This window comes from Shewanella phaeophyticola, assembly GCF_025398315.1.
GTDB lineage: Bacteria > Pseudomonadota > Gammaproteobacteria > Enterobacterales > Shewanellaceae > Shewanella > Shewanella phaeophyticola.
In genome coordinates this window covers 1,799,022-1,811,731 of sequence record NZ_JAODOQ010000001.1, presented here as the reverse complement: position 1 = coordinate 1,811,731, position 12,710 = coordinate 1,799,022, and the positions used below count along the sequence as shown (strand labels likewise).

The 12,710-nt window shown below is 39.8% G+C and carries 11 protein-coding genes and 1 pseudogene; 2 read left to right on the top strand and 10 right to left on the bottom strand.

Annotated features, from left to right (window positions below; all coding sequences use genetic code 11):
• Nucleotides 1-20 precede the first annotated feature (20 nt).
• The 5 genes and pseudogenes from N4T56_RS08470 to N4T56_RS08450 form a co-directional block, all read right to left on the bottom strand.
• On the bottom strand, nt 21-1,055 hold the full coding sequence (locus tag N4T56_RS08470) for a phosphotransferase family protein (RefSeq protein WP_261732899.1): 1,035 nt from the start codon (nt 1,053-1,055) through the stop codon (nt 21-23).
• A gap of 90 nt (nt 1,056-1,145) precedes the next feature.
• Nucleotides 1,146-2,356: pseudogene (locus N4T56_RS08465) on the bottom strand (acyl-CoA dehydrogenase family protein).
• A 56-nt stretch (nt 2,357-2,412) separates the two neighbouring features.
• Nucleotides 2,413-3,537, bottom strand: a complete 1,125-nt coding sequence (locus tag N4T56_RS08460; RefSeq protein ID WP_261734782.1) for an NADH:flavin oxidoreductase — start codon at nt 3,535-3,537, stop codon at nt 2,413-2,415.
• A 48-nt stretch (nt 3,538-3,585) separates the two neighbouring features.
• A complete protein-coding gene (locus N4T56_RS08455) occupies nt 3,586-4,356 on the bottom strand; it encodes an SDR family oxidoreductase (protein ID WP_261732898.1) in 771 nt (256 codons plus the stop codon).
• Between the two features lie 66 nt (nt 4,357-4,422).
• Nucleotides 4,423-5,169, bottom strand: a complete 747-nt coding sequence (locus tag N4T56_RS08450; RefSeq protein ID WP_261732897.1) for a histidine phosphatase family protein — start codon at nt 5,167-5,169, stop codon at nt 4,423-4,425.
• 224 nt (nt 5,170-5,393) lie between these two features.
• Here N4T56_RS08450 and N4T56_RS08445 point away from each other — a divergent pair, with 224 nt between their 5' ends.
• A complete protein-coding gene (locus N4T56_RS08445) occupies nt 5,394-6,305 on the top strand; it encodes a LysR family transcriptional regulator (RefSeq protein WP_261732896.1) in 912 nt (303 codons plus the stop codon).
• A gap of 83 nt (nt 6,306-6,388) precedes the next feature.
• On the opposite strand, the gene N4T56_RS08440 is transcribed toward N4T56_RS08445, so the two are convergent.
• Entirely contained in the window at nt 6,389-6,709 is a 321-nt protein-coding gene (locus N4T56_RS08440; protein WP_261732895.1) for a hypothetical protein, read from the bottom strand.
• Between N4T56_RS08440 and N4T56_RS08435 the strand changes: the two genes are divergently transcribed.
• The gene (locus N4T56_RS08435; protein ID WP_261732894.1) at nt 6,672-7,040 is read left to right on the top strand and encodes a sensor histidine kinase; all 369 of its coding nucleotides are present in this window, start codon (nt 6,672-6,674) and stop codon (nt 7,038-7,040) included. The two genes, N4T56_RS08440 and N4T56_RS08435, sit on opposite strands and share 38 nt — an antisense overlap.
• A gap of 44 nt (nt 7,041-7,084) precedes the next feature.
• Here the strand turns inward: N4T56_RS08435 and N4T56_RS08430 are convergent, their stop codons facing one another.
• The 4 genes from N4T56_RS08430 to N4T56_RS08415 all read right to left on the bottom strand — a co-directional run bounded on the left by N4T56_RS08430 (nt 7,085) and on the right by N4T56_RS08415 (nt 12,692).
• A complete protein-coding gene (locus N4T56_RS08430; RefSeq protein WP_261732893.1) occupies nt 7,085-7,501 on the bottom strand; it encodes a response regulator in 417 nt (138 codons plus the stop codon).
• Nucleotides 7,502-7,563: 62 nt separating this feature from the next.
• Complete coding sequence (locus tag N4T56_RS08425; protein WP_261732892.1) at nt 7,564-9,579, bottom strand: putative bifunctional diguanylate cyclase/phosphodiesterase; 2,016 nt, start codon at nt 9,577-9,579, stop codon at nt 7,564-7,566.
• Nucleotides 9,580-9,682: 103 nt separating this feature from the next.
• On the bottom strand, nt 9,683-10,765 hold the full coding sequence (locus N4T56_RS08420) for a PAS domain-containing protein (protein WP_261732891.1): 1,083 nt from the start codon (nt 10,763-10,765) through the stop codon (nt 9,683-9,685).
• 19 nt (nt 10,766-10,784) lie between these two features.
• Nucleotides 10,785-12,692 (bottom strand): chemotaxis protein CheB, encoded by a 1,908-nt coding sequence (locus tag N4T56_RS08415; protein WP_261732890.1) that lies wholly within the window; start codon nt 12,690-12,692, stop codon nt 10,785-10,787.
• Nucleotides 12,693-12,710 lie beyond the last annotated feature (18 nt).

Genomic DNA, 12,710 nt, shown 5'->3' with positions numbered 1-12,710 from the left:
TGGTCTTGTTGTTTTTATGGTTATTCAGCGGTGTTGATGACTTGTAATGCCATTTTAGCCAGTGGCGCAACAAACGAACCGACTTTATTGGCGTTTTCGTTTGAGGCATTACCTTCACTGGCGCGTTTAGCCACACCTTGAGCAATTGCGGCCAAACGGAAAAAACTAAACGCTAAATAAAACGCCCAGTTATCGATACGTTCAATGCCCATACGTTGACAATATTGCGCAACATAGTCTTCTTCGCTCGGAATGCCTAAATTGGCTCGATCTACATCTTTTAAGCCGTCAATGGTGCCCATGCCAGCTGGCATACGCAGTTGCATACATTGGTAGGCTAAATCGGCAAAAGGGTGACCCAAAGTAGAAAGCTCCCAATCAAGTACGGCGATGATTTTAGGGCTGTCTTTGGCAAACATCATGTTGTCTAAACGAAAATCCCCGTGTACCAAACATACACGGCCGTCATCTTCTGGCAAGTTGTCCTCAAGCCACTGAATTAACACATCCATAGCGGGGATAGTGTGTAATTCAGTTAGGCGATATTGTGAAGTCCAACGGCCCAATTGACGTTCAAAATAATTACCCGCTTTGCCATAATCAGTTAAGCCAACGGCATTTACATCTACACTGTGTAATGCTGCGAGAGTGCTATTCATTGCATCGTACATGGCGCCGCGGCGCTCATTAGTGTCAACATCTGCTAATGATGCGCTCCAGTACACCTTGCCATCGCAATATTCCATTAAATAAAACATTGAACCGATAACATTACTGTCTTCACATAAGTGATACACCTCGGCTACGGGTACATCACTGTGTTTCAACGCATTAAGCACACGGTATTCACGGTCAACCGCATGAGCAGACTTTAATAATTTACCTGGTGGTTGGCGGCGCAGTACGTAAACACCCGACTTAGCGTTAAGTTTGTATGTGGGGTTTGATTGACCGCCCGGAAACTTCTCAAGTGTGATAGGCTCTTGAAAGCCCTCAACATGTTGCTGTAAATAAGCACTAAGCTTTTCATTATCAATAGGAAACGTATGTGGCATTTGTAAATACTCTTATTATTAGATTAATGACAGTCATCAATAATAATGACAGGCCAACTCACCCCAGCGATTATTGGCCTGCCTGCAAGGTTATTGCGCGACTTTTTTCACTAAATCACGGCCAAGTTGCATCATGTGCACTTGGTCAGAGCCATCTGCTAAACGCAGAGTTCGCTGGCCAGCCCAGGCGTGCGCTAAAAAGTATCTTGGCTGACACCCACGGCGCCATGGCATTGAATGGCACGGTCTATTACATCGAGTGACATGCTAGGCGCGACAATTTTAATCATGGCAATTAAATCTTTAGCAGCTTTGTTGCCATCGACATCCATCTTTTGCGCCGCTTTTAAGGTCATTAAACGAGCTTGTTCAATCTGACAAGCCGATTTGGCAATGTCTTCACGTACTGATTGCTGCTTAATCATCGGCTGGCCAAATACAATTCGCTCACTGACGCGTTTGCACATCAAATCTAATGCACGCTGCGCAATGCCAATTGAGCGCATGCAGTGATGAATTCGCCCTGGCTCTAAACGGCCTTGGGCGATTTCAAAGCCTTTGCCTTCACCTACGATGATGTTTTCAACGGGCACACGTACGTCGGTAAACGTCACTTCTGCATGCCCTTCTGGTGAGTCATCGTAACCAAATACTTGCATCGGCCTGACTACCTTGACCCCAGGGGTGTTCATTGGCACAAGCACTTGAGATTGTTGAATATAGCGGTTGGTATTGTCTGGGTCAGTTTTGCCCATCACGATCATGATTTCGCATTGTTTACGGCAGGCACCGCTGATGTAAAACTTACGGCCATTGATAATATATTCGTCACCATCGCGAACAATGCTCAACTCAATGTTGGTTGCATCACTTGAGGCCACTTCGGGCTCGGTCATAGCAAATGCTGAGCGAATTTTGCCTTCAAGCAGTGGAGCTAACCATTGCTTTTTTTGCGCTTCATTACCGTATTTAGCTAATACTTCCATGTTGCCAGTGTCGGGCGCAGCGCAGTTAAACACTTCGGGCGCCCACATTACTTTGCCCATAATTTCTGCTAATGGCGCATATTCTAAATTGGTTAACCCGCCACTGTATTGGCCATATGCCACAGGTAAAAACAGGTTCCACAAACCTTGCGCTTTTGCTTTGGCCTTAAGCTCTTCCATTAACGGTGGCGTTGACCATGGATCAAGGGCAACTTGCCTGTGCATTTCGTCCTCAACCGGATAAACGTGCAAATCCATAAACTCGTTGACTTGGTTAATTAACCCTTGAACTTTTTCGCTGTATTCAAAATTCATATGGTGTCCTTTTACTGGATCTTAGTAAGTGGCGCTAATGGATAGCTGCAAATGGTTTAGCTAAGCGACATTAATGATTTTTTGTTAAACGGCTTAATCTCATCAATGGCATTAGTTTTAATTTTGTTCACCCATTGCGGATCAACCAGTAACGCACGGCCAATGCCGACTAAATCAAACTCGTCGTTATTTAAGCGCACCAATAATTCATCAATACCTGTAGGGTTTGAAGTGCCCGATAAATCAGCATTACCTTCGCCGATAAAGTCGTTGTCTAAACCAACATTGCCCACGGTGATCACGGGCTTGTTAGTCAGCTTTTTAGTCCAACCAGCCAGGTTTAACTCAGAGCCTTCAAATTCAGGGATCCAGAAGCGACGTGTACTCGCATGGAAAATATCCACACCCGCATCACTGAGTAAGCTTAAAAAGATGGCTAACTCTTCAGGGGTTTGGCACAGTTTTGCGGTGTAATCTTGTTGTTTCCACTGCGAGAAACGGAAGATAATAGTAAAGTCATCGCCCACTGCAGCACGGATTGCTTTAACGATTTCAACGCCAAAGCGAGTACGGTTTTCTAGCGTGCCACCGTATTTATCATCGCGTTGATTAGTGCCTTCCCAAAAGAATTGGTCAACTAAGTAACCATGGGCGCCATGCACTTCAATCGCATCAAAACCAATGTTTTTTGCATCAAGTGCAGCTTGGGCAAATGAAGCAACCACTTCATCAATGTCAGCTTGTGTCATGGCAACGCCATTAGGTGCACCGGGTTTGTATAATCCAGATGGGCTGTACGCAGGCATTTCTTTGTCTGGCTCTACACCGGGTTTTCTCACCGCGCCAACATGCCAAAGCTGTGGCGCAATTTTGCCTCCGGCGGCGTGTACTTCATCAACTACGTGTTTCCAACCGGCTAGGGCTTGCTCACCAAAAATGGCCGGCACATTTTCATAGCCGTTAGCCGCTTTATGGGAAATAAAGGTGCCCTCAGTAATAATTAACCCCACATCCCCTTCTGCACGGCGGCGGTAATATGCGGCAACTTCGTCATTGGGGATATAGTTTGGCGAAAACGCGCGGGTCATCGGTGCCATAACAGTTTTGTTTTTAAGCGATAACGATTTATTTGAAAATGATTCAAATAGCTTGTTGATGTTGGTGTTTTGAGTGCTAGTCATCATAAATTCCTATGCGTGATATTCGTTTTTTGCTTTTGTTTTGAATCGTTAACCAATCAAGTAACCACCATCAACATTGATGGCAGTACCCGTGGTGTAACTTGATGCATTTGAGGCTAGATACAACACAGTGCCAGCCATTTCGTCAGGTTGGGCGACCCGTTTCATCGGCACGTGGTGCATCATCTGTTTTAAAATGGCTGGGTTATCAACGAGCGCTGAAGCAAACTTGGTGTCGGTACCGCCAGGGAGTAAGGCGTTAACACGAATATTGAATTGAGCACATTCTTTTGCAAAAGCTTGCGTCATAGAAATAACAGCCGCTTTAGTCACAGAATAAATGCCTTGATAATCACCAGGAATAACACCATTAACAGAGGCCACGTTAATGATCGAGCCGCCGCCACTGGCTTTCATTAATTTTGCGCCGTTGGTAGACATAAAGAAGTAACCACGGATGTTTACATCAACGGTTTTTTGGAATGCAGTTAGGTCAGTATCGATAATGTGGCCAAAGTAAGGGTTTGCCGCCGCATTGTTAACCAAAATATCTAACTTGCCATGTTGCTTTGTAATGGCTGCGAAAATTGAGTCAATTTGCTCTAATTCACCAATATGACAGGCAATCGCCTGAGCACTGCCGCCATCGGCAACAATTTGGTCTACAACGGCTTGGCAAGCATCAATTTTACGGCTAGATACGATGACATGAGCGCCATATTGCGCCAACACTTTTGCGACACTTTCACCAATACCGCGGCTAGCACCTGTGACTAATGCCACTTTCCCTGTTAAATCAAATAAATTACCAGTATTCATTTTATGTCCTTGTTGTCGTTATCATGTGTAGCACCGCAGAGGGTGTAAATGCTTATCTTTGTACCTTTACCTAAAGGTTATCCATTCTTCACCAGCTTGTTCTAAATGGCTGTAGTTATTGAAATAATCAACACTTAACATTTTTTCCGAAAACAATATCTTGGTGACGCTGGTGTTTCTAGTTTGCTGATTAATGGCCAGGGTTTGTTTATCATTTAGCTGCAACATGTGCTGCAATATGGCTGAAATAGTGCCGCCAGAAGTAAACACTAAAATGTCTTTGGCTTGCTTGGCATTACCTTTAACATCTGGCTTGCTACTGTTTAATGCCCGTCGAGAAACGAGCTCTTGTTCGATAATATCTTTCAAAGCGCGGATGCAGCGGCTTTTAAATTGTGGCCAGCTTTCTTTGTATTCCAAATCATGTTTTCCACTCATCCAACGAGTTAATGCTTGATAAAATTCTTTATGCAGGACTTTGTTGGGGTGTTCATATTGCTGAAGTTGCTTGGTTTTTTCCGAAAAATGATGCCAATCGCCATTAAATTTTTGCAATATATCAACATGATTAAATTCATTAAAACCAGAATGTATCACCATGGGTGTAGCGTCAGTTTCTAACCCTTTTGCAAAATGTGACAAGGTTTGGCCATGGCGTAATAAATCGCCGCAATAATACTTACTTGGTAAAGGACGTGAACGCCAATATTGGCCAAGTATTGAGGCTTGCTGACTCCCCTTATCAGACAGTTGGTCGTAATCACTACTGCCAAATGAAGCTTGTCCATGTCGGATCAAATATATCGTTGCCATTGTGAGTCTCTAACTTAATTAATGCGCTACGGATAACCAAAATGAGTTGAAGCGAATCTACTTGACTATGCTAATCTCAAGCTCTAAATTGAACAAATGAATAGTTCTAATACCCTACTATTTATCATTTGAATAGTAGGCTATGCATATCATGTTGTTTATTGACGAGATAACATGCTGTAGAGATAAGTGGTTTAATCTGTCATTAATTCAACGGAGTGAGCATGAAAATTGATTTGAATTTGTTTGTGGTTTTTGATGCTATATATTGCGAAGGCAATATTACTAAAGCCGCGTCGGTGTTAAATTTGTCGCAACCCGCGGTGAGTCATTCATTGGGGAAATTACGTAATCATTTCGACGATCCATTGTTTATCAGGCAAGGTAACGAAATGCGGCTCACTCCCGTGGCAAAGAATGTAATTGATGATGTGCGCGAAGCGTTGCATCAGTTGCAGGTATGCCTAGTACAATCAAGACAATTTGAACCACTGACGTCACGTAAAAGCTTTTCGTTGTCATTACATGGTTCATTAGAGCCCTATTACCTACCGATTTTACAAGAAAGCCTTTCTGTAGAATCTCCTGCCATTCACTTAAACAGTAATAAGCGGGTAAATCGCAGTGAGTTAGAAAACAAATTGGCCAGTGGTGATATCGACTTAGCCATCGATGCATTAATCCCAGTGAGCAATAATATTCGTCACACTCAATTACAAAGTGATCAATTGATGGTGGTTGCCCGAAAAGACCACCCTGCACTCACCACAACGCTCGACTTAGACACTTACCTTAAACTTGACCATGTACTGGTATCATCTCGCTCTACAGGACCTGGATTAGAAGATTTTGAATTGTCGAGAATGGGATATCACCGAAAAATTTCGCTGCGTTGTCAACAAGCCTTGTCTGCTTGTAAAGTGATTTTAAGTAACGACATGCTATTAACGTTACCCAAAACCGCGGCTGAGATGTACAGTGAAATGCTCGATATTGTCATGCACCCTTTACCTGTTGAATTACCAGATATTGGCGTGCATTTATATTGGCATGTGAATGTAGACAAAGAACCCGCTAACAAGTGGCTTAGAAATAAGATGATTATTGCCGCGTCTAATGCTCAAAAACAGACTTAGCACTAACAGCACTGACATTGTGTTTTAATCAATAGCAATGAGTTGCAATTAACGGAGTAGCGGCTTTAAATATCAAACTAGACTTATAAGTTTTCGTCTATCCAATCGACTATTTTTGTGTCCACAACCAAGTTTTTGAGGTTCTCTTTTTCAGTTTTCTCGAGTTTACATAAAAGTTTCAATTTAACTAAATACATAATTAAACCCAGTTTATCTTCGTTTACCTCTTGAACACGAAATTCTGGATGATCTTGCATTAAAATCACTTTGCAAAGATCGATTGAAAATCCCCATAATGTCAAAATATACACAGTAAGAACACTGGCATCTCTTAGCACAAAAAGCTGCTCATCATTAACTGATGAATTGATATATTCATCAGATTCAGCGATAAGCGCTAACACTGGGGAGCTTAATCAAATACTGGTAAATATATTAGTCAATGCGATACAAGCCTGTGAACAACAAGACAATGATGACGGCATAATCACCATTACGCTGTCGCAACATGACAACACTATCAAACTCAATATTATTGATAATGGATGCGGTATGCCACCTGAAGTAAAACAAAGAATGTTTGATGCATTTTATACCACTAAGCCTGTGGGTACTGGCACAGGTATCGGGATGTCTATCGTATTACAAATATTGCAACAGCAAAATGCCAGTATCGAAGTTCAATCTGAAGTCGGCAAAGGCACTAATGTTCAAATTACATTCAACGCTGTATAAACAAAATTTTAATATTTTAATAAAGAGTATGAATAATGTATAGATTAACCCAAACGAATGTTCTTAGCGTTTGGAATAGGTAATTTAATCTTGAGTGCCACGCTCATTCTAATGAGCATTTTTACAGGACTAATGGGCTTAGTGAGGTAATCAATACCACCCGCTTCAAATGCTTGAATTTCGAAAATAAGATCTTTGTAACCAGAAATAAAAATCACTGGAATATCGACAAAACATTGATCTGATTTAATTTTTTTGCACAAGTCAAAGCCTGAAAGATCCGGTAAATCAACATCTAATAAAATGATGTCAATGTCATGCAATTGCAACAAGTTATAGCCTTCTTCAGCTGTTTCGGCAACATACACTGTCATGGTTGACTCAAGCATGGTGGTCATAACTTCAATAGAAGAATGCTCATCATCAATAATTAACACTTTAGCAAGCTTTTGGGTACTCATTAATAATCTCTATTACATAGGTATTTTGATAGGTAAGAAAGTATCTTGTTTACTGTTCTTTTTTATATATTCATGCATTTTCGCTTTCGATATGGCTTCCGAATAAAAAATCCTTGGGCGTAACCACAGTGTTTATCTTTTAAAAAAGCGACTTGCGATGCCGTTTCAACACCTTCACAAATAATATTTAATTTTAGGTTTTTCACTAAAGAAATAATAGTGTTGAGTAAGGTTTGGTCTTCTATATTGCCTGAATTGATGTCATCGATGAACGTTTTATCAATTTTAACTGTTTCAAATTTGAATTTTTTTAACGAATAAATGGATGAGTAACCCGTGCCAAAATCATCAAGCATTAACTTAAAGCCGCATTCGACTAGGCGTGCTATGTTAACTATCACAAACTGATTATTTTCAAAAATTAAAGTTTCGGTAATTTCGATGTTCAATAAAGGGACAAATTGAGGGAATCGTAACGCAATCATTTCAAGTTGCTTGATAATCACTTCAGAGAGTAACTGATAAGAAGATAAATTGATTGATATTGGAATCGTCACACCGTGCGACTCAAGCATTCTTAATTGTGTCACCACTTGTTTTATAATGGTCACACCTAAACCAATGAGCAATACATCTTGCTCAATAGACGGCATGAAATAACTGGGTGGTAAAATTTCTTTCTTCTCGTTGCTGTAACGTGCCAGTGCTTCAAAAGACACTAAATTGCCAGTTACGACATCATGGATTGGTTGAAAATATGGAATAATCTTATTATCAGCTAATGCTTTTTCTACAATTTTAATGATTTTTTGATGTTCGTCTTCAATCTTTTTGTGGTTCAAATCGAAAAAGGAAAAATTATTGCGACCATTTTGCTTAGCAATATACATGGCGCTATCAGCAGCTTTTAAGAGATATTCCTGATCGACTGCGTCATCAGGATAAATTGAAACGCCAATACTACAAGTGCAAGTGTAACTTAATTCATTTAAAGTATAGGGTTTCGATAATTCGTTGATAGCCCGTAATGCAATACTTTCAAAACATTCAACATCTTCATCAGACTGAATAACTGCGACAAACTCATCACCACCAACTCTCGCCACTAAGTCTTGTTTTTTAAAGCAGCCAACCAAACGCTCACTTACATGCTTAAGTAATAAATCACCATAATCATGACCATACTCGTCGTTTAAATATTTAAATCGATCTAAGTCGATATAAAATACACACAACTTTTCACCCAGCCTTTGGGCCGAATCGTACATACTTTTAAACTTTTCGTTGAAACTCATTCGGTTAGACAAGCCAGTCAAACTGTCTGTATAGGCCGCTTTAGATAATGATTGTTCAATAGACACCTGCTGAGTGACATCATCTAGTATATGCAAATATTGTTTCTCTTGAGTTTCCTCATCAAAAATCACATTAATATGTACTTTACAGTAAATGATCTCCGGATCACCGTTAGGGTACCGCCTAATACACTCTAAGCGCTCGCTGACATCATCCCGTTCAGTCGCTAACGTCGCAAGTAACTCTTGTAATCTGGTATGCGAATCTTGGGTATATATCATACCGTCATTTTTACCCATAACGTCTTTAATAGAACGACTTAATAGGTTAACAAAACTTGGATTTATCGACACTATATTATGTTGATGATCAGTAATATAGATCGCCTGAGTAGAGTGCATATACACACTGCGATACAGATTAAAATCTTTGTTTAATGAGTGATAACTGTCCAAAGGAAAAAAGCAAAAATTGTATAACTGAATTTCATTGCCCAATGAGTCAATCTGGTTAACACTCTTAAAATTAGCCACAAAGTGTTTAACTGCACCATGACATAAAACTTTTAACTCTAAGTAATCTTGATCGTTATTTGTTACCCAAGAGAGAAAGTTTGACACATTAGAATTGACTAAAGCCGTGAGAACGATTTGTTTTTCTCCCATAGGTGTCATCGTTAATGCACGACCAAACATGTTTTTGGCAACATCATTAAAGCCGACAATTTCTAGCTTATGTGTTGTTGAAATACAAGGAACACCAATTCCGTTATATTGTTCCAAAATTTCTCCTTAACTTTTACTACGCATCATTAATGAATGATGACTTAATGAACTACGTCGTACCAAGGTTGCGTAAATATAACGTTTATGCAACCTTAGCGCATTATTGTGCAGCAAAAAGAGACACCAACATTTTGTTCGGCTTCCCTGTCGTCTCGTCAACTTCGTATACTGTATGGTTTGCATAAACACTGACAAATTCATTAGCATCTTTTAGCTTCATAGCGTATTGGCCTGGAAAACATTCGCCCACACTGGACAGAGCAACTTTATCGACAATATTTTTGAAAACGACGGCATCTTTAGTGTTAAATAAGGTAAATAATTTTTCATCTGCTAAGGTGTTGATAACGACCTCAGAATATCCCAATATTTTTTGGAACGCTGCGTTAATGTATTCAATTTGTAATTTATCGATATCCATTACAAACGAAGCCGTTAGAGTATTATTGAGCAAATAAGTAATGGTATCTTTATATACAACTTGTTCCTTCTCTTTCATAACGGTGCTAGTAATATCGCGAATAGTCCCCATCACTCTGGTAGCTTGTTTTAAATCATTAAACGACACCACGGCTTCTAACGACATAATCGTAATATTGCGATTAACGTCTAACGCTTCAAAAATAAATGGCTGGGTGGCTTTATTGTGCAATAAATTGGTTAACTGCTCTTCTAATCGGCTGCGATATTCACCAGAGGCTAAACCAATAAATGCCTCATACGAAGGATGAAACACTTCTTTGTCTAACCCAAACAGTTCATAACAACCGTTACTCCACTCAAGTTTACGAGAAGAAACATCCCAAAACCATGACCCCATTTGCGCAGACTTTTCAGCTTCATATTGAAGTGTATTTGAATGTTCTAACTCCACTTTCAAAGTATCAAGCTCATTGCGTTGATGCTCACGTTCTTCATAAGCCATGCGTAATTCAGCATAAGCGGTTTGTAACTCTTCGTTGGTCGATTGCAACTCTTCATTGGTGGTTTCGAGTTCTTCGTTTGAGCTTTGCAATTCTTCGTTTGAGCTTTGTAGCTCTTCATTCATCGATTGCATTTCCTCGTTTGAGGTTTCTAACTCTTCAATGACATTTTGTAACTGCTCTTTAGTTTTAGCTAATAAACGTTGTTGCTCTAATGCAATAGCTTGGTTAGACGTTTCTTGCTTATCTGTAGTGAGCAATGGAATATTTTCAGGTTGCTCAATTTGCGAAAAAATCAGAGTTAAGCTGCCTAATGGCTACTTCGCGCTCAATCGATAATAATATCAACTTAACCCAAACATTATTGCCGTTTAAATTAAATGACTGATAACCGGTATCGGCTATTTTTTGGCCATTTTGAATATTATGAAACGCACTGCGTAAATCGATCGATAACTGCGGATGTAAGTTTTTGAAGATATTGTTTGAAGGTAATCCCGTTGGTCGAACCAACAACGCATTGTCACCCTGGGTGAAAATAATATCTTGGTTTTCATTTAATAAAATCGCATTGGGCAATACGTACTCTCGTAACGTATCTGCAATTATGTTTGCCAATTCAGCATCAACTTTATTACGATTGTGCTGTGACGATAATAGAGGTTTTAACTCCTGAATATTATTGGTCGATAAGGTTACACCACGGTTAGCTTTACGCTCAGGCGGCAATTGTTTACCCACAAATAATGTTTCATAAATTTTGCCGGTTTTAGACAAAGGACGGTATTGCTCTTGAAAAACACCAATAGACTCAGATTGGCCGAGCATTAATAACCCTTTCGGGTTAAGCGCATAATGAAACATGGGCAAAATTTGACGTTGAAGCTCAACAGTAAAATAGATCATCAAGTTACGGCAAGTAATCAAATCGAGTCGTAAGAACGGCGGATCGTTATTGACATCATGCACCGAAAATATCACTTTCGATTTAATCGGTTTAATCACTTCATATTGTTCACTGTTAAGCACAAAATATTTATTTTTAATCGAACGAGGTATAAAGTTTAAGGCGGTTTCAGGATAGATAGCTAAGCGAGCAAAGTTAATCGAATTTTGGTCAATATCAGTGGCAAAAATTTGAATTTTATAATCATCAATCTTATCGCCAAGAATCTCACTTAAAATAATGGCTAGTGTGTACGGTTCTTCACCTGTAGAACAGGCAACACACCAAAAACGTAACGATTTATTCGATTTGTTTTGAATATAATTGGTCAATTCACGCTGTAAATTATCGAACGCACGAGGGTCTCTAAAAAATGAGGTTACACCAATCAGCATGTCGTTGAATAAATAATTTATCTCATCTTTATTATCTTGTAAGTGAGCCAAATAATCAGCGGAATGATGGATTTTTAAAGACGTCATTCGTCGCTCAATTCTGCGTAAAATTGTGTTTTCTTTGTACAAAGAAAAATCAACATTACGCCGTGCTTTAAGCTGTTTAATAATCCCATGGTATGTTTCACGTGGCATGGTGCCATCATTATCAATACCGGTATTGCGAGGGAAGTGAATAATGTTTTTTAATTCGTGGCCAATTTCAGTTGATTGCAAAATAAGATCAACATGCCCTGAATTAATCGCAGAATTAGGCATACCATCATATTTAGCGTCATGAGGGTCTTGCACAATACCAAACCCATTTTCGCCTTTAATCGCTCTAATACCTCGGCTGCCATCAGTACCAGTACCTGATAACACGACCCCAATAGCAAAATCATTTTTATGTTCTGCAATAGACTCGAACAACATATCAACTGACGGGCGTGGTGTATGCCTTACATCAGGGTAACTTAACAGTTTTATCCTATCGTTTGCGGTAATTTCAATATTTGAATTAGGCGGACAAATGTACACTTTATTAGGTTCAATTGGGGCGTTGTCTACAGCCGTTACCACAGAAATTGTCGATTCCTTTTCCAATAGTTCCGTCATCATGCTTTTATACGATGGCGATAAATGTTGTGCAACAACCAGTGCCATACCACTGTCGGTAGGCATATTTGAAAGAAGTGATTGAAGTGCTTCAAGACCGCCGGCACTGGCACCCACACCAACCACAATAAGTTTAGGGGGTTGATTATTAGTGCTCGTTTTTAAATCCGGCTGTTGATCTTCTGACATTGGTGAACTCCCTTTGTA